We start from the raw sequence: 18,062 nt of genomic DNA, 5'->3' as shown, positions 1-18,062 counted from the left end.
TTCGGTGAATATGCCGCCCGCTATGGCGATTATTTTTCTCGCGACGCTGAAGTGGAGCTGACCGAATGGTATCTGGCACCGCAGGGACTTTTCGTGGTACTGGAGCGCAGCGGCGAGATTATCGCCACCGGGGCCTACAAACCTTACGACAAAGACACCGCCGAGATTAAGCGCATCTGGACGAAAAGCAGCCTGCGTCAGCAGGGGCTGGCGGCGCGCGTGGTGCAGGAGCTGGAACGCAGGGCGCTGCTGGCGGGCTACAGCCGGATTTATCTGACCACGGGATTTCGCCAGCCGGAGGCCGTGCGACTTTATTTAAGCCAGGGCTACGATCCGCAATTTGATACAGCGCGCGATCCCGAAGAGTACAGCATGCCACCGTTTGATGGCCGGCTGCGCTTTACCAAACTGTTGACCATCGCCGGTCAGGCCAGAATAGCCTGAGGAGAGAAGATGAAAACGACGGAGAGTATTAAAGTCGTACCGGCGCGCTATCCCATGCGCACCGCAGGAGCAGTCATTGCCTTGTTTGTCCTGGCGGTGATTATCCAGTCCGTGGCGTTTAATCCGCGCTGGGAATGGGGCGTGTTTGCCCGTTGGTTCTTTGATCCGGTTATCTTGTCCGGCCTTGGGCAAACTCTGCTACTGACGCTTATCGGTACGCTGTTGAGTATTATCATCGGTGGTCTGCTGGCGCTGGCACGGCTTTCATCTTCCTGGTTGCTGAACGGTCTGGCATGGGGATACATCTGGCTGTTTCGTTCGTTACCGCTGATTGTGGTGCTCATCGTTTTGTACAACTTCTCCTATTTGTACGACACGCTGACGATTGGTATTCCGTTTACTCCCATTCAATGGGGCAGTTTTGAGACCATCAATGTACTCGGCCAGTTTTCCACCGCGGTGGTTGGCCTGACGCTGGTGCAAAGCGCCTATACCGCTGAAATTATTCGTGGTGGATTTTTAGGGGTTGACCACGGCCAGTACGAAGCAGCGGCAGCGCTGGGCTTACCCGCATGGCGACGTACGCTGCGAATTATTCTGCCGCAGGCGCTGCGCACCATTTTGCCTGCTGGCTTCAATGAAATCATCAGTCTGGCGAAAGGGACGGCGATGGTATACGTGCTGGCAATGCCAGAGCTGTTCTACACCATCCAGATGATCTACAACCGCACGCAGGAAGTGATCCCGCTGCTGATGGTGGGTGCGGTGTGGTATCTGGTGATCACCAGCGTCCTGTCGTTAATTCAGCACCTGGTGGAACGCGCGCTGGCCCGCAGCGAGCGACGTTCCGCAATCAATACCGCCCGGGTGAGCCGTGCAGAAAAACGCAACCGTCAACGTCCGCAGCAGGAGGCCATCCATGTCCCACTCGCCTGAAGGCCATATTTCCATTACCGGCGTCAGCAAATACTTCGGTCGCCACAAAGCGCTGGATAATGTGTCGCTGGAGATCCCTCCCGGAACGGTAACGGTTATTCTTGGCCCGTCCGGTTCAGGGAAATCCACACTCTTGCGGACGATCAACCATCTGGAGCGCGTCGATGAAGGGTTTATTCAAATCGATGGCGATTACATTGGTTATCGTCGGCAGGGAGACAAGCTGTATGAGCTGAAAGAGGCGGAAATTTTGCGCCAGCGCGTTAACGTCGGCTATGTGTTCCAGAATTTTAATCTGTTCCCGCACTTAACGGTGCTGGAGAATTTGATTGAAGCGCCCATTGCGCACGGTCTGGCATCGCGTAAAGCCGCCACCGAGCGGGCATTAACTCTGCTTGATGCCGTTGGCCTGCGTAATAAAGCCGATGCCTGGTCGCGTCATCTCTCCGGCGGTCAGCAGCAGCGTATCGCTATAGCCCGTGCGCTGGCGCTAAATCCACGCGTTATGCTGTTTGATGAACCCACTTCAGCGCTGGATCCTGAACTGGTTGGCGAAGTTCTGGATGTCATCAAAGCACTGGCGCAGTCGGGAACCACGCTGGTTGTGGTGACGCACGAGATTGGGTTCGCCCGGGAAGTGGCGGATCAGGTGGTGTTTATGGTCGATGGCAAAATTGTCGAACAGGGCAGCAGCGAGCAGGTGCTGAATCATCCACGCCACACGCGCACCCAGCAATTCTTGTCGAAAGTGCTGTGAACTTGCAGGGAAAGATAGGCAGGCCTGCATAGACTGACGAATGCTGCTCTACACTTAGGGTTTTAACTTTGGGGGTTGCAGCATGATTAGGGTCTATGGGGTGCCGGGCTGGGGATCGGCCATCAGTGAAGTGATGCTCACACTGGCGGAGATCCCTTACAGCTTTATTGATGTTGATGGTTTTGACCGCGACGGGCCTTCGCGGGAGTTGCTTAAAAAAATGAATCCGTTGTGCCAGGTGCCCACACTGATACTGGAAAATGGTAACGTGATGACGGAAACGGCGGCGATCGCCCTGATGATCCTCGATCGTTGTCCTGAACTTGCGCCACCCGTTGGGCACGCTGAGCGCCAGCAGTTTCAGCGTCTGTTGATATGGCTGGTGGCAAATGTCTATCCAACGTTTACCTATGCCGATTATCCACAACGCTGGGTACCAGACGCCGCGGCGCAGTTAAAAAAGAACTGTATTGAGTACCGCAAATCGCTTTATAGGTGGCTGAACGACCAGCTAAGCGCTGAGCCGTACGCGTTTGGCGATCAGCTAACACTGCTGGACGTTTATATTGCCGTTATGCGCACCTGGGGGCCGGGGCATGACTGGTTTCAGGACAACACGCCCAATATCAGCGCTATCGCCGACGCGGTTTGCCAGCACCCGCGACTGCGTACTGTACTGAAAAATAATAAGATTATTTAAACAAAAAAACGCTGTTCCGCAGGAGTGCAAATCCCGGAACAGCGGGCGAACTATCGCCATAAGCTTACATTACGCGACGGACGGGCTCAGCGTAATACGATCCAGTGGCCCCACGATAAACAGATAAGAAATCAGGCCAATCAGCCCCATCGAACCGACGTACAGAATGGCGTAATCGAATGACTGGGTATTCGCCAGAATGACGCCGATCACCAGCGGCGTGATAATACTCGCCATATTGCCGCACATATTGAATACGCCGCCAGCAATGCCGAGCACTTCTTTTGGTGAAGTATCGCTAAGTACGCACCACCCCAGATTGCCAAAGCCTTTGGCGAAAAATGCCAGACTCATCGCCGCGATAACCACAAATTCTGACGAGGTGTAGTTAGCGATAACGATGACACAGGAAAGTAACATTCCGCAGATAACGGGTAGCTTACGAGCAACCGTCAGGCTGTAGCCGCGCTTTAATAGCCAGTCTGAAAAAACGCCCCCTAACAATCCACCGATAAAACCGGCAATAGCAGGAATACTGGCGACAAACCCCACTTTAAGGATCGACATTCCTTTAGCCTGATACAGATAGGTAGGAAACCAGGTCAGGAAGAACCAGGTGATTGACGTCACGCAGAACTGCCCGATGTAAACGCCAATCATCATGCGGTTGACGCAGACGCTTTTTATTTGCGCAAAGGTAATCTTCTGTGGCTCTTTTTTATTTCCCAGCGACGGTTCGCCACCGCCTTCCCGGATATAGTCAATTTCCTGCTGGTTTACCTTCGGATGATGCATAGGATCTCTGATTTTTACCAGCCAGAAGATGCCAAGAATAACGCCAATCGCCCCGATGTAATAAAAAACAAAGTGCCAGCTGAGATTATGCAAAATAATCGTCATTAACGGTGTAATTACCCCTAACGAGATATATTGCGCGGCCTGGTAAACTGAGGTGACAAAGCCTCGTTCATTATTAGGAAACCACTGTACGCTTAATCGGCTGTTGGCAGGAAAGGCCGGAGCCTCAATGGCACCCATCAGTAAACGTAAGATTATCAATACCACAAGTGGACTGGCATACAGATAAATGGTGCCCTGAAACATGGTCACCAGCGACCAGCCAATCAGGGCGCAGCCGTATACCAGACGAGAACCGTAGCGATCAAGTAGCCAGCCGCCAGGCAATTGCATAATGACATAAGAAATACCGAAGGCAGAAAAGGCCAGCCCCATTGCTTCGGGATCAAAACCTAATTCTTTGCTCATAATCGGAGCCACGACGGATAACGTCGCGCGATCGGCGTAATTAAATACGGTGGCTAGAAACAGAAATATCAAAATACCGTAACGCACTTTTGTGCGCTTTATTATTGTGTTCATCACCCACTCCTTTCATAAGGTTGAGAGCGTTTCTGTAGGGAAGAGGGCGGGTATTACTTACCCGCCAAATAAATTAAGGACGTTTACCAAACTCGCAGGTTAATTGCGTCCAGCGACGTGTCTGCTCGCTGATGCTGAACCCCAGACCGTGACGGTCGGAAACCCACATCCGCCCATCGCGCAGCTCAAGCTGTTCATTAAATAACGGGTTCAGCCATTCGAAATGTTCCAACCATGGCTCAAGCGGGTAAGCGGCGGACAGATGCAGGTGAACTTCCATGGCAAAGTGCGGAGCCAGTTTGCGACCGTGTTTTGCCGCCAGGTCCATAATTTTCAGAAACGGTGAAATTCCCCCCACACGCGGTGCATCGGGCTGCACAAAATCACTGGCATTACCGAGGATCAGCTGTTCATGTTCGCGGAAACTGGTCAGCATTTCACCGGTAGCAATCGGGGTATCAAGCGCGGCGGCCAGTTGGGCGTGACCTTCCACATCGTAGGCATCCAGCGGCTCTTCAATCCAGATCAGATTGAACTGCTCCATTTTTCGTCCCATACGAATGGCGGTTTCTCGATCCCACTGCTGATTGGCATCGACCATCAGCGGGAAGTCATCGCCCAGCGCTTCACGCACCGCGGTTAAGCGGCGAATATCCTCGGCGCAGTTTGGCTGACCAACCTTGAGTTTGATGCCGCCAATGCCGTTTTCACGGGAAATAACGACGTTTTTGAGCACCTGATCCAGCGGCGTATGCAGGAATCCGCCGGAGGTGTTGTAACACTGCACGGAGTCCCGGTGTGCACCCAATAGTTTTGCCAGCGGCAACCCTGCACGCTTGGCCTTCATATCCCACAAGGCGATATCGATAGGGGAGATAGCCTGAACCGCCATGCCGCTGCGCCCTACGGAAGCGCCAGCCCACAGCAGCTTGGTGTAGATCTTGTCGATATCGTTTGGATCTTCGCCTAACAGGTTATCGGCAATTTCTTTGGCATGAGCATAGATTCCCTGGCCGCCAGCCCGTTTGGAGTAACTAAATCCAACGCCTTCAAACCCGTCGCGACTGCGGATCTCCGCGATAATAATGGCAACTTCGGTTAGGGGTTTCTGGCGACCGGTCAGCACTTTGGCATCGCTCACGGGTGTTGCCAGAGGAAGGAAAGCCAGGGACAGCTTAACCCACTCGATACGGTCGCCGGTTTCAGCCGCGGTTTTTGCATTGGCTGATTTGGCATACGTTACGGCATCGGAATTCGCACTTAATGACATTTTAATCTCTCCTGGTGATAACAAATGATTGCGCTAACATTTTTAGTGTTAGCGCAATCATTGCGCCAGCGAATTGAATGCGTTTTGAACAATCGCTCACAAATACTGAGACAAAAGGGCAGTAACTTGTAAACAGCATCACATTCCAATACTTTATGGGTAAATGCACAAGTCATTATGATGGCGCTATCATTTCAGATGGCGCTAATTAACTAAGCTGCTGTTTTCTCAGCGTTATCGTAGTGGGGCGCTGGCAATAGCCGAAATCATGATGAATAATGCCAGGATAAATCAGCGATTTTTGACAAGGGCATCGACAGTGAAAAATCCCAGACATCCGCGCGCACCCACGCTGGAAGATGTTGCCCGTACCGCGGGATTGTCGCCCATGACGGTGAGCAGGGCGTTGAATACCCCGCAACTGGTGCGCCCGAGAACAGTAGAAAAAGTGATGCAGGCGGTACGCGCCACCGGATATATTCCCAACGCGCTGGCCGGGGGGCTGGCGTCGCGTCGCAGTAAGCTTATCGCTGTGGTTGTCCCACAAATTAACAACAATATGTTTGTCGATACCATCCAGTCATTAAGCGATGAACTGGCTGAACGCGGATACCACATCTTGCTCTGCGTGTCGGGTTATACGCCGCAAACAGAGGCTGATCTGGTGGCGACGCTGCTTTCTCGTCGCCCGGATGGTGTAGTGCTCACCGGTATCCATCATACCGCCGAGCTGAAAAAGGTGATTCTTAATGCGGCCATCCCGGTCGTGGAAATATGGGATTTAACGCCAACGCCCATCGATATGCTGGTGGGGTTTTCGCATGAAAAAGTCGGGCAGGCGGTAGCAGACTATTTGCTGGAAAAAGGGTATCGCCGTCCTGGTTTGCTATGGACCGCCGATCGCCGGGCAGGCCAGCGTAAACAAGGACTGTGCGATGCGCTGAGCCGTCATGGTATTGCGGCTGGTGCACAGGTGGATGTCCCGCTTCCTGCCTCTCTGGCATTGGGGCGTAGCGGGTTGGCACAGCTATTGGCTGAACGCGCGTTTGATGTCATCGTCTGTAGCTCAGATACGTTAGCTCAGGGGGCGATCATGGAAGCCGAAAGCCGTGGTCTACGCGTGCCGCAGGAATTAGCGGTAATCGGTTTTGGCGATCTCGACTTTGCCGCCAGTAACCGACCTGCCATCACCACCGTCAGCGTCGACAGACGGGCTATTGGACAACGCGCCGCCTCTCTGCTTGCCGATCGTATCGAACAAATTCCGCGTGAAGACGATATTATTGATGTTGGATTTCACCTGGTGGAACGAGAATCCGCATAAGTTACCTGCATCCCAAAACAATAAGGAATCTGCTATGCCGCACGTCGATATCAAATGTTTTCCTCGCGATCTTAACGACGAACAAAAATCCGCGCTGGCGGCGGATATTACCGACGTCATTATTCGTCATTTGCAAAGCAAAGACAGTTCAGTGAGCGTGGCGCTTAATGAAATTGAGCCCGAGGCGTGGCAGGGCGTGTGGGATGTGGAGATTGCGCCGCAGATGGCCAGGTTGATTAAAAAACCCGGCTACAGCATGTAAGACAAAACGGGCGGATTTTCCGCCCGTTTTGTCGTGCCATTATTCAGCTGCTGTTATGAGTTTTCCACTGGAGACAAACGTTCCGGCCCCAAGGTGATGCAGGGTATTGAGCTTGCCATCATCAAACTGCCAGCGTCCTTCCACGAAGGCTCGCTCATCAGCGGCAGCCGAGACCACTTCACCAAACAGCGTGTCATATTCTTCCTGTGCCGCAGTGGCAGGCAACAGGCGGCACTCCATCCAGGCCAGACATTTGGCTTCAATCAGCGGTAAACCCAGTACCGGTCCCTGTACCACGGGAATGCCGTAGCAGTTGAATTTATCTTCCACCCGACCGGAAACGCTGCCTACGGCCCAGGTCCAGTTGGCGGCGGCGACGCCCGGAATAACGATGCCGAATTTGCCGCTACGTTCAATGAGCTCACGTGACCAGGCGGTCTTGTCGACAACAATCGCGATCCGCGGTGGTTCAAACTCCACGGGCATTGACCACGCGGCAGCCATCACATTTCGCCGCTCGGTATGCTCATCCCGGCTGGTGATTAATATCGTTGGGCCGTGATTTAGCAACCGACTGGCATGTTTTAATTCGATCGGACGAAAATGGCTCATGGATGCTCCTTGGCTGAGAGATAACACACCACAATAAACATAGATATTAACGGTATTAGCGATTTTGTCGCCTCGTCTGGAGGAACAACGCACAAAATCGACGGCGCAAAATTAAAAATGCGTTATAAGTACTGCATTAATCGAACAGGAACTCCGTATGACGCCTTTTTTAACCGCTTATTTTGCCCGTATTGGCTGGTCAGAGTTGGCCAGGGTCAACATTGAAACCTTACGGGCGCTGCATTTACTGCACAACGCCGCCATACCTTTTGAAAACCTGGATGTATTGCTTCCAAGAGAGATGCAGCTTGACGATTTGTCATTGGAGGAGAAGCTGGTGACGGCGCGTCGCGGCGGCTATTGTTTTGAACAGAACGGAGTATTTGAGCGGGCGCTACGCGAAATCGGTTTTACCGTACGCAGTCTGCTCGGACGTGTGGTACTGGCGAACCCGTCAAGCCTGCCACCACGCACGCATCGTCTGTTGCTGGTTGAGTTGCAGGGGGAGCAGTGGATCGCCGACGTTGGTTTCGGCGGGCAGACCCTGACGGCGCCGATTCGTCTGCAGGCGAATGTTGAGCAGAAGACACCACACGGCGAGTATCGGTTGATTCAGGAAGGTGAAGACTGGATCCTACAGTTCTGTCATCACGAACACTGGCAATCAATGTACCGTTTCGACCTGGTCGTACAGCATCAGAGCGATTATCTGATAGGCAACTTCTGGTCCGCTCACTGGCCGCAATCACATTTTCGCCATCATTTGCTGATGTGTCGTCATCTGCCCGACGGCGGGAAATTAACGTTAACCAATTTTCATTTCACCCATTATCAGGATGGACACGCGGTAGAACAGATTAATCTGCCTGACGTCCCCAGCCTGTATGCCTTGTTGCAGGAGCGGTTTGGCCTGGGCGTGGATGACGTGAAGCATGGGTTTACCCAGGATGAGCTGGCGACGGTAATGGCGGCGTTTGATACGCATCCGGAGGCGGGGAAATAGGGGCATCGGAATTAGTGCCGGATCGGCGTAATCGCCTTATCCGGCCTACGGGAACAATTAAAAATCTATCGTCCATTCTGCGTGAAACAGGATCACCGCCGAACCGGTAATGGTGACTTTTTCTGGCTGGTTATCACGGATAGTCACCGTCACATCAACAATACCGTCGCGCCCGAGCGCACGGCCCTGATGTCCCTGAACACGTAACGTTTTCCCATCATGCGCCATCAGCCCATGGTGAACCAACCACGCGCCCATTGGACCGTTGGCATTGCCGGTAACCGGGTCTTCCACAATCCCAATTGCAGGCGAAAACATGCGGCCATCGGTGGCGTTTTCGCCCGGGCGGATTTGAAAAGGAAAGAAGCCGTTACAGCCAATTTGTTGGCTGATGGCTGTCAAAGCCTGCAAATCAGGGGAAAGGGCGTCGAGGTCCACCTCGGGCTTGAGCGGAATCATCACTTTCGAATGCCCGGTGGTAGCAACCTGAATCGGCAAGCCTGCCAGCATATCGTCTTCGCTCAGGTGTAGGGCCTCGATAATCGCACTACGAATAGCCCCTTCCAGCGGAGGTTCAAATCCGGGTACGCCTTGCTCAAGGCTAATACGATAGCCATTCCCGGTAGCTTCGATATCCACCCGATGACGACCGGCCAGCGAGGTTTGCCAGACTGTACTGTTGCCCAAGCCAAGCACGTTTGCCCGCACATAATGTGCAGCGACGGTAGCATGCCCACAGATAGGAACTTCTACCGTCGGCGTGAAATAGCGGATGCGAACATCGCTGTCGTCGCTGGTCAGCAGGAAAGCAGTTTCCGAATGACGCAGCTCGCGAGCAATGAGTTGCATCTGTGTTTCGCTCAGTCCGTCAGCATGCAAAACCACGCCTGCTGAATTGCCGCGAAAAGGTACCGAGGTAAAGGCATCGACGTGGTAAACCTGTGGTTTCATTAACGTTCTCCCTAGAATGGAGAAGCATCATAACGTGCAAAATGCCGGATGGCGATGATCGCTATCTTATCCGGCCTACGGTGCCTGGTTGTAGGCCGGATAAGGCGTGTCGTCACCCGACATTTCAATGCGGATTTATCGGCGTGAACGCACTATTTGATAGCGGCGGGTAAAGTACTCAAACGGCGCGCTCCACACGTGAACCAGGCGTGTGAACGGGAACAGCAGGAAGATAGTCATCCCCAGAACCAGATGCACACGGAAAATCAACGCCACGCCATCCAGATGCGCAGACGCGCCGCCCTGGAAAGTCACCACCGACTGCGCCCAACCTACCAGTTTCAGCATTTCACTGCCGTCAGGATGCTGCGCAGAGAATGGGATGGTGGTTAAGCCGAGGATACACTGAATCAGCAGAACGCAGAGGATCAGGATATCGGCAGTGGAGGAGGTTGCACGAATGCGCGGATTGGTCAAACGACGTACCAGCAAGCCAGCGCCACCGACCAGCGTCAGCACGCCACAGAGCCCACCGGCGATCATCGCCATCTGCTGCTTCACCGCAATCGGCAGGAACCAGGCATACATCCAGTGCGGGGTTAACATGCCAAACAAGTGCCCGAAAAAGATCCCCAGAATGCCGATGTGGAACAGGTTTGACCATAACACCATGCCGCGTTTGTCCAGCATCTGGCTGGAAGAGGCCCGCCAGGTGTATTGCCCGTAGTCATAGCGTAGCCAACTGCCGAGGATAAACACCGTGCCGCACAGGTACGGGTAGATATCGTAAAAAAAGATGTTCAGGTACTGTATCATTTCGGGCCTCCCGCGCTGACGTCGACATACTGAGGTGCCACGTCCTGGCTAAAGCGTCGTTGATAGTTTTGTAACGGTGAACTGTCACAGGCGGTGGCGTTATCCTCGATAAACTTCACCTGTTCCTCTTCCCAGACGGCATCCAGCGCCTGTCGGGTATCGTCGCGGGTTTCCGTGCCAACCTGTTTAGTGACACTGTCACTTGAAAGAGGGCTTCCGGCAAGCAATAGCAGGGCGTCAAACAGTTGATACCACGGCGTATCACGCTGTTTCAAACGCCCACCCAGCAGCGCCAGAATCGGTGCGACGTTCTGCAATCCTTCTTTGGCCTCCGCTTCCGGCAACACGCTTAAGTACTCCAGATACAGCGGCAGATGATCCGGCAGTTCGCGGCAGTCGAGCTGCAGTCCGACCTTTTCGTACTGCGCCAACAGATCAACCATCGCCTGACCCCGATCGCGAGACTCGGCGTGCACGTGCTCAAACAGCAGCAGAGAGGTGGCCCGGCCCCGGTCAAATATCTCACACCATTCGGCTTGTTTATCCAGTAATGGCGCATTGAGCAGCCCCTGGCTAAATTCGGTAAGCATTGGGGCATCGCTGGCCACAAGCGCCAGCGCCTCGTCTTTACACTCCCACAGCAACTCGTCGGGATATTCCATCAGCAGGCCGATAACCTTCAGGATTTGCATTATTCACCCTCCGCTTTATCGCGCACTTCGGTGATGTCGATGGCGTCAATACGACTGCTGTTAAACAGGTTAAATTTGGTATCTGAACCATGGCAGCCGTCGCCAAAGGTAAATCCGCAACCGTTTTTCTCCGGGAACGCATCACGCGCCATTTCACGGTGGCTGGTCGGGATCACGAAGCGGTCTTCATAGTTGGCGATGGCCAGATAGCGATACATCTCTTCAACCTGCTCAACGGTCAGACCCACTTCCTCAATCGCGCGGGTGTCCGTAACGCCTTCTACGGTTTGCGAACGCATATAATGGCGCATGGCCATCATTCGTTTTAGCGCCCGCAGTACCGGACCGGTATCGCCCGCGCTAAGCATGTTGGCAAGGTACTGAACCGGAATTCGCAGTGATTCAACCGCTGGCAGAATGTTGCCATTGTGCGGCAGTCCCCCCGCGTCAGCGACCGACTGAATCGGCGACAACGGCGGTACATACCAGACCATCGGCAGGGTGCGGTATTCCGGGTGCAGCGGCAGCGCCAGCTTCCAGTCCATCGCCATCTTGTAAACGGGCGAACGTTGGGCCGCTTCGATGACGTTGTGCGGAATACCTTGTTTTAACGCCTCTTCAATGACCGCCGGGTCGTGTGGATTGAGGAACACATCGCACTGACGCTCGTAGAGATCGGTCTCATGCTCGGTGCTGGCTGCTTCTTCGATGCGGTCGGCGTCGTACAGCAATACGCCAAGATAGCGGATGCGTCCCACGCAGGTTTCCGAACATACCGTCGGCTGGCCGGACTCAATACGCGGGTAGCAGAAAATGCACTTCTCTGATTTACCGCTCTTCCAGTTAAAGTAGATTTTTTTGTACGGACAACCGCTGATGCACAAGCGCCAGCCGCGACATTTATCCTGGTCGATCAACACGATGCCGTCTTCTTCACGCTTATAGATGGCACCGCTCGGGCAGGTGGCGACACAGCTTGGGTTCAGGCAGTGTTCGCACAAGCGCGGTAAATACATCATGAAGGTGTTTTCGAATTGCCCGTACATCTCCTTTTGCATTTTCTCAAAGTTACGGTCGCGGGCACGTTTTGAGAACTCACCGCCGAGCAACTCTTCCCAGTTAGGGCCCCAGATAATCTTGTCCATCCGTTTGCCATCTATCAGCGAACGCGGACGTGCGGTGGGCTGATTCTTGCTTTCCGGCGCGCTATGCAGATGCTGATAATCGTAGGTAAAGGGTTCGTAATAATCATCGATTTGCGGGATCACCGGGTTAGCAAAAATTTTGGTGATAACGCCCATCTTGCCGCCCAGGCGCGGCCTTATCTTCCCGTTAACATCGCGAATCCAGCCGCCTTGCCACTCTTCCTGATCTTCCCAGTTTTTCGGATAACCAATGCCTGGCTTGGTCTCAACGTTGTTAAACCACGCATATTCCATCCCTTCGCGCCCGGTCCAGACGTTTTTACAGGTGACGGAGCAGGTGTGGCAGCCGATGCACTTATCCAGATTAAGAACCATGCCTACCTGTGAGCGTATTTTCATTTTTTCGCCTCCTGTACCTGATCGCGACCTTCATCATCCAGCCAGTTAATATTTTTCATTTTTCTAATCATGATGAACTCATCGCGGTTAGAGCCGACCGTGCCGTAATAGTTGAAGCTGTATGCCAGTTGCGCATAGCCGCCGATCATGTGCGTGGGTTTCGGGCAGACGCGGGTGACTGAGTTATGGATCCCGCCGCGCATACCGGTGACTTCCGAGCCAGGGATATTCATGATTCGCTCCTGAGCGTGATACATCATGGTCATTCCCGGCGGCACGCGCTGACTCACCACTGCCCGCGCGGTGAGCGCGCCGTTGGCGTTAAAGGCTTCAATCCAGTCGTTATCCTCAATGCCCAGCTCTTTAGCATCGGTTTCACTGATCCAGACAATGGGGCCGCCGCGCGACAGCGTCAGCATCAGCAGGTTTTCGCTGTAGGTAGAGTGGATCCCCCATTTCTGATGCGGAGTCAGGAAGTTGAGCGCTTTTTCCGGGAAGCCGTTAGGCGGAACTTCGCGCATATTGCTGACGCTTCGGGTATCGATAGGCGGACGATATGCCACCAGACTTTCACCAAACGCTCGCATCCACGCGTGATCCTGGTACAACTGTTGGCGACCGGACAGGGTGCGCCACGGGATCAGCTCGTGGACGTTGGTATAGCCTGCGTTATAGGAGACATGTTCACTTTCCAGCCCGGACCAGGTGGGGCTGGAGATGATTTTGCGCGGCTGCGCCTGAATATCGCGAAAACGGATTTTCTCGTCTTCTTTGTTCAACGCCAGATGCGTATGGTCGCGTCCGGTCATCGCTCCCAGCGCTTCCCAGGCTTTCACCGCCACCTGACCGTTCGTTTCCGGTGCCAGGGCGAGGATCACCTCAGACGCATCCAGCGCGGTGTCTATCAGTGGTCGGCCTTTCGCCGGACCTTCGCGTTTGGTGTAGTTCAGCTTGCCAAGGAAATCGACCTCCGTCTGGGTATTCCACGTAATACCTTTCCCGCCGTTACCGAGCTTGTCCATTAGCGGACCGAGCGAAGTGAAGCGTTCGTAGGTGGCGGGATAGTCACGTTCCACAACGGCAATGTTGGGCGCCGTTTTCCCCGGGAGGAGATCGCATTCGCCTTTACGCCAGTCCTGAATGTCAAACGGCTGCGCCAGCTCTGCCGGGGAGTCGTGTTGCAGCGGTTGCAATACCACATCCGTTTCTTGCCCAAGGTGTCCGACGCAAACCTCAGAGAAGACTTTGGCGATGCCTTTATAAATTTCCCAGTCGCTCTTCGATTCCCACGCAGGATCGACCGCGGCCGACAGCGGGTGAATAAACGGATGCATATCCGAGGTGTTCATATCGTCTTTTTCATACCAGGTGGCGGTCGGCAAAACGACATCGGAGAACAGGCAGGTACTCGACATACGGAAATCGAGCGTTACCAGCAGATCAAGCTTGCCCTCTATCGCCGCGGACTGCCATTCCACCTCTTCAGGTTTAATACCTTCGCTTGAACCGAGCGCTTCTCCCTGGATCCCGCTTTCGGTACCCAGCAGATACTTGAGCATGTATTCATGCCCTTTACCGGAGGAGCCGAGCAGGTTAGAGCGCCAGACGAAGAGATTACGCGGATGGTTGTTACCACTATCCGGCTGCTCGCAGGCAAAACGAATTTCACCCGATTTCAGCGCCTGTGCAGTGTATTGTGCAGGCGACACTCCCGCTTGTTCTGCCTTTGCTTTGACGGTCAGAGGGTTGAGGTTGAGCTGCGGCGCGGACGGCAGCCAGCCCATTCTTTCTGCCCGCACGTTAAAGTCGATCAAATGTCCGCTAAACTTGGACGCGTCAGCCAGCGGAGAGAGGAGTTCCTGAGCGGTGAGTTTTTCATAACGCCACTGGCTGGAGTGATTGTAGAAAAACGAGGTGCTGTTCATCTGACGCGGCGGGCGGTTCCAGTCCAGCGCAAAGGCCAGCGGCAACCAACCGGTTTGCGGACGCAGTTTCTCCTGACCCACATAGTGCGCCCAGCCGCCACCGCTTTGTCCCACACAACCGCAGAACACGAGGATGTTAATCATTCCACGGTAGTTCATATCCATGTGATACCAGTGGTTGACGCCAGCCCCGAGGATAATCATCGAACGGCCATGCGTTTTGTGCGCCGTATCGGCAAACTCACGGGCGATTTGTTCGATATGACGGCGAGGGACTCCAGTAATTTGCTCTCCCCAGGCCGGGGTGTAGGCTTTCACTTCGCTGTAATCTTGCGCGCTATGAGCGTCATCCAGACCGCGGTCGAGGCCGTAATTCGCCAGCACCAGATCATAGACGCTTACCACCGGGCAACGGCTGCCGTCGGCGAGGGTAAGATGTTTTACCGGCAGTTGACGAATCAGCACGGGTTCCTGTTTCACGCTGCGAAAATGTGGGTTTTCGTTACCGCCGAAGTAGGGGAATGCCACGCCAGTCACTTCATCATGCTGACCAAGCAGCGAGAGGGAAAGTTCTGTTTCAGCGCCAGCCGCCAGTGGCTCCAGGTTCCATTTACCTTTCTCGCCCCAGCGAAAACCGATAGACCCGTTCGGGACCACCAGTTCGCCAGCAGTGTTAAAGGCCACGGTTTTCCACTCCGGATTGTTACTTTCGCCCAGACCATCGACAAGGTCTGAGGCGCGCATCATGCGCCCTGGCACGTAGCTGCCATCTTCCCGGGCATCCAGCAAAACCAGCATCGGCATATCGGTATAGCGACGACAGTAATTGATGAAGTAATCGCTGGGATTGTCGAGGTGGAATTCTTTCAGGATGACGTGGCCCATCGCCATCGCCAACGCGCTGTCTGTCCCTTGCTTGGGTGCCAGCCACTGGTCGCACAGTTTGGCAACTTCCGAGTAATCCGGCGTAATGGCAATCGTCTTTGTGCCTTTGTAGCGTACTTCAGTAAAAAAGTGCGCATCCGGGGTACGGGTCTGCGGCACGTTTGACCCCCAGGCGATGATATAGCTGGAGTTATACCAGTCGGCGGATTCTGGAACATCGGTCTGTTCGCCCCAGGTCATCGGTGATGCAGGCGGTAAATCGCAGTACCAGTCATAGAAGCTCAGGCAGGTTCCGCCCAGTAGCGAAAGATAGCGTGTGCCTGCGGCATAGGAGACCATCGACATAGCAGGGATCGGGGAGAACCCGGCCACGCGATCCGGGCCATAGGTTTTCACCGTCCAGACGTTGGCGGCAGCAATGAGCTGATTAAGCTCTTTCCAGTTGGAACGGATAAAACCACCGCGCCCGCGTACCTGTTTGTAGCTCTGGCATTTTTGCGGGTCGTTCATAATGGATTCCCAGGCCAGCACCGGATCGGGCTGGCGGGACAGGGCGTCGCGCCACAGTTCGATCAGACGTTTACGCACCAGGGGATACTTCAGACGGTTGGCGCTGTAAAGATACCAGGAGTAGCTGGCACCGCGCGGGCAGCCACGGGGTTCATGATTTGGCAGGTCAGGGCGAGTACGCGGGTAGTCGGTTTGCTGCGTTTCCCAGGTCACCAATCCGTTTTTGACGTAGATTTTCCAACTGCATGAGCCGGTACAGTTAACGCCGTGGGTAGAACGCACAATTTTGTCGAACTGCCAGCGCTGACGATAGCTGTCTTCCCAGTCCCGGTTGGTGTGCATCACTTGCCCGTGCCCATCGGCAAACGTATCGCCCTTTTGTTTAAAGTAGCGAAAGCGATCGAACAGTTTACTCATGACATAACTCCTGCTTTGAGAATATTGCCGACGGTGAATCGAACGGTAGGCCGGATGGCGGTTAACGCCTTATCCGGCCTAGCGAACTGTCCGATCCTGCGGTATCCATTTTGTTATTTTTTTTGTGATTTACGGCCATAGACCAGCCAGGTCACCAGCACGCAGACGATGTAAAACACGAGGAATATTTTCATTGCGCCCACCGGAGAGCCAGTCAGCGCCAGCGATGAACCAAATGCTTTGGGGATGAAAAAGCCCCCCACAGCGCCAATAGCAGAGATGAATCCCAGGGCGGCAGCGGTATCGGTTACCGCCTCACGTTGGGCCTGTTCTTCAGTACCGCCGTGCAGCTTGACCCGGTATATGGTGATTTTGCGAAAGATCACCGCGATCATCTGGAAGGTTGAGCCGCTTCCCAGACCCGCAGTCAGGAACAAGCCCATAAACACCAGGTAGAAGGCGACAAAGTTTCCTTCGCCTGACCCTGGCAGGGTGAGGAACAGCAGGGCGCTAAACAACGCCATAAAGATGAAGTTAATTAACGTGACGCGCACACCGCCGAATTTGTCAGAGATCACCCCACCTGCCGATCGCGCAAGAGCGCCGATGAAGGGGCCGAAGAACGCCAGTTGCAGGATATTCACGTCCGGGAACTGAGTTTTCGCCAGCATGGCAAAGCCTGCCGAAAAGCCGATAAATGAACCGAAGGTGGCGAGATACAGCAGGCTTAATAACCACAGATGAAAACGCTTGAGGACCGGCAACTGGGAAGCAATTGAGGCCTTCGAACTGGCAATATCGTTCATTCCCATGCCTGCTGCTAAGGTGGCTATCAGCAGTAACGGAACCCAAATCCATGCGGCATTGGCCAGCGACAATAACGAGCCGTCGGCTTGCGGTACGCCCTGTACGCCCAAAAAGGTAAAGATAGGCAGAAAGATCACCAGCGGCGCGATCAACTGCATCACGCTGACGCCAAGGTTGCCGAGACCACCGTTAACGCCTAATGCGCTGCCTTGTTTCGCTTTGGGGAAGAAAAAGCTGATATTACCCATGCTGGAGGCAAAGTTTGCGCCAGCAAAACCACACATCAGCGCAATGATAATAAATACGCCAAACGGAGTAGCGTTATTTTGCACGGCAAAACCGAGCCAGACGCAGGGAATAACCAGAATAATCGTGCTAAAAATGGTCCACCGGCGCCCACCAAATATAGGTACCATAAAGGAGTAGGGGACGCGCAATATTGCGCCAGAAAGAGAAGGCAATGCCGTTAATAAAAACAGTTGGTCAGTGGTGAAATTAAAACCAATTTTATTCAGATTGACGGCCACGGCGCTGAACAACATCCAGACGCAGAATGCCAGCAACAGACAACTTACTGATATCCAGAGGTTTCTGCGTGCAATATGCTTACCTTTGTTTTCCCAAAAGGCGGGGTTCTCCGGTTTCCAGTCAGTTAAAAGATAACGATTATTTTTCTCATTTGATGCTGACATATTATTCTCCATGCCCATGCCGTTCATGAAAAAGAAATAAACGCACACAGCGCCGCGCGAGTTCTTTTTAGAAATTATTGAAAAGTTTTGGGAATATTGACTGAAAGAATAGATAAAAAAGTGCAATAACGCGGC

Annotated in this window: 16 protein-coding genes; 7 read left to right on the top strand and 9 right to left on the bottom strand. The window is 53.8% G+C overall.

Going from position 1 to position 18,062, the window contains the following annotated elements:
* From KQJ19_RS06630 to KQJ19_RS06615, 4 genes are all read left to right on the top strand, one after another.
* Positions 1 to 444 (top strand): GNAT family N-acetyltransferase (locus KQJ19_RS06630; protein WP_216403456.1); only part of this gene is annotated, 444 nt, incomplete at its 5' end.
* Between the two features lie 9 nt (positions 445 to 453).
* Complete coding sequence (locus tag KQJ19_RS06625) at positions 454 to 1,380, top strand: amino acid ABC transporter permease (RefSeq protein ID WP_103766311.1); 927 nt, start codon at positions 454 to 456, stop codon at positions 1,378 to 1,380.
* Positions 1,364 to 2,137, top strand: coding sequence for an amino acid ABC transporter ATP-binding protein (locus tag KQJ19_RS06620; RefSeq protein ID WP_016153129.1), 774 nt, complete (start codon positions 1,364 to 1,366; stop codon positions 2,135 to 2,137). Before KQJ19_RS06625 ends, KQJ19_RS06620 begins: the two co-directional genes overlap by 17 nt.
* An 82-nt stretch (positions 2,138 to 2,219) precedes the next feature.
* A complete protein-coding gene (locus KQJ19_RS06615) occupies positions 2,220 to 2,837 on the top strand; it encodes a glutathione S-transferase family protein (RefSeq protein ID WP_200079956.1) in 618 nt (205 codons plus the stop codon).
* A 69-nt stretch (positions 2,838 to 2,906) separates the two neighbouring features.
* Here the strand turns inward: KQJ19_RS06615 and KQJ19_RS06610 are convergent, their stop codons facing one another.
* Both KQJ19_RS06610 and KQJ19_RS06605 read right to left on the bottom strand, forming a co-directional pair.
* Complete coding sequence (locus tag KQJ19_RS06610; protein ID WP_016153127.1) at positions 2,907 to 4,217, bottom strand: MFS transporter; 1,311 nt, start codon at positions 4,215 to 4,217, stop codon at positions 2,907 to 2,909.
* A gap of 73 nt (positions 4,218 to 4,290) precedes the next feature.
* Complete coding sequence (locus KQJ19_RS06605) at positions 4,291 to 5,487, bottom strand: L-talarate/galactarate dehydratase (RefSeq protein WP_016153126.1); 1,197 nt, start codon at positions 5,485 to 5,487, stop codon at positions 4,291 to 4,293.
* A 319-nt stretch (positions 5,488 to 5,806) separates the two neighbouring features.
* Between KQJ19_RS06605 and KQJ19_RS06600 the strand changes: the two genes are divergently transcribed.
* Both KQJ19_RS06600 and pptA read left to right on the top strand, forming a co-directional pair.
* Positions 5,807 to 6,811 carry a LacI family DNA-binding transcriptional regulator gene (locus tag KQJ19_RS06600; RefSeq protein ID WP_216403455.1) on the top strand — a complete coding sequence of 335 codons (1,005 nt, stop codon included), beginning with the start codon at positions 5,807 to 5,809 and terminating at the stop codon, positions 6,809 to 6,811.
* A 34-nt stretch (positions 6,812 to 6,845) separates the two neighbouring features.
* Positions 6,846 to 7,073 carry a tautomerase PptA gene (gene pptA, locus KQJ19_RS06595; RefSeq protein ID WP_047358141.1) on the top strand — a complete coding sequence of 76 codons (228 nt, stop codon included), beginning with the start codon at positions 6,846 to 6,848 and terminating at the stop codon, positions 7,071 to 7,073.
* 39 nt (positions 7,074 to 7,112) lie between these two features.
* On the opposite strand, the gene KQJ19_RS06590 is transcribed toward pptA, so the two are convergent.
* Positions 7,113 to 7,685, bottom strand: coding sequence for a flavin reductase family protein (locus KQJ19_RS06590; RefSeq protein ID WP_216403454.1), 573 nt, complete (start codon positions 7,683 to 7,685; stop codon positions 7,113 to 7,115).
* Between the two features lie 157 nt (positions 7,686 to 7,842).
* Between KQJ19_RS06590 and nhoA the strand changes: the two genes are divergently transcribed.
* Positions 7,843 to 8,688: an N-hydroxyarylamine O-acetyltransferase gene (gene nhoA / locus KQJ19_RS06585; protein WP_216403453.1), complete on the top strand. Its 846-nt coding sequence runs from the start codon at positions 7,843 to 7,845 to the stop codon at positions 8,686 to 8,688.
* A gap of 57 nt (positions 8,689 to 8,745) precedes the next feature.
* On the opposite strand, the gene KQJ19_RS06580 is transcribed toward nhoA, so the two are convergent.
* From KQJ19_RS06580 to KQJ19_RS06555, 6 genes are all read right to left on the bottom strand, one after another.
* Complete coding sequence (locus KQJ19_RS06580) at positions 8,746 to 9,639, bottom strand: PhzF family isomerase (protein ID WP_216403452.1); 894 nt, start codon at positions 9,637 to 9,639, stop codon at positions 8,746 to 8,748.
* Between the two features lie 135 nt (positions 9,640 to 9,774).
* Entirely contained in the window at positions 9,775 to 10,455 is a 681-nt protein-coding gene (gene narI / locus KQJ19_RS06575; RefSeq protein WP_216403451.1) for a respiratory nitrate reductase subunit gamma, read from the bottom strand.
* A complete protein-coding gene (gene narW, locus KQJ19_RS06570; RefSeq protein ID WP_016153117.1) occupies positions 10,452 to 11,147 on the bottom strand; it encodes a nitrate reductase molybdenum cofactor assembly chaperone in 696 nt (231 codons plus the stop codon). Before narW ends, narI begins: the two co-directional genes overlap by 4 nt.
* Entirely contained in the window at positions 11,147 to 12,691 is a 1,545-nt protein-coding gene (gene narH / locus KQJ19_RS06565; protein ID WP_019076801.1) for a nitrate reductase subunit beta, read from the bottom strand. Before narH ends, narW begins: the two co-directional genes overlap by 1 nt.
* Positions 12,688 to 16,428, bottom strand: a complete 3,741-nt coding sequence (locus tag KQJ19_RS06560) for a nitrate reductase subunit alpha (RefSeq protein ID WP_103283814.1) — start codon at positions 16,426 to 16,428, stop codon at positions 12,688 to 12,690. Before KQJ19_RS06560 ends, narH begins: the two co-directional genes overlap by 4 nt.
* Positions 16,429 to 16,541: 113 nt before the next feature.
* Positions 16,542 to 17,927 carry a NarK family nitrate/nitrite MFS transporter gene (locus tag KQJ19_RS06555; protein ID WP_047358146.1) on the bottom strand — a complete coding sequence of 462 codons (1,386 nt, stop codon included), beginning with the start codon at positions 17,925 to 17,927 and terminating at the stop codon, positions 16,542 to 16,544.
* Positions 17,928 to 18,062: the final 135 nt, after the last annotated feature.

It is taken from the genome of Citrobacter sp. S46_ASV_140, assembly GCF_018919545.1.
Taxonomy (GTDB): domain Bacteria; phylum Pseudomonadota; class Gammaproteobacteria; order Enterobacterales; family Enterobacteriaceae; genus Citrobacter; species Citrobacter braakii.
The sequence above is the reverse complement of the archived record's forward strand: the minus strand, read 5'-3'. Positions and strand labels throughout refer to the sequence as shown.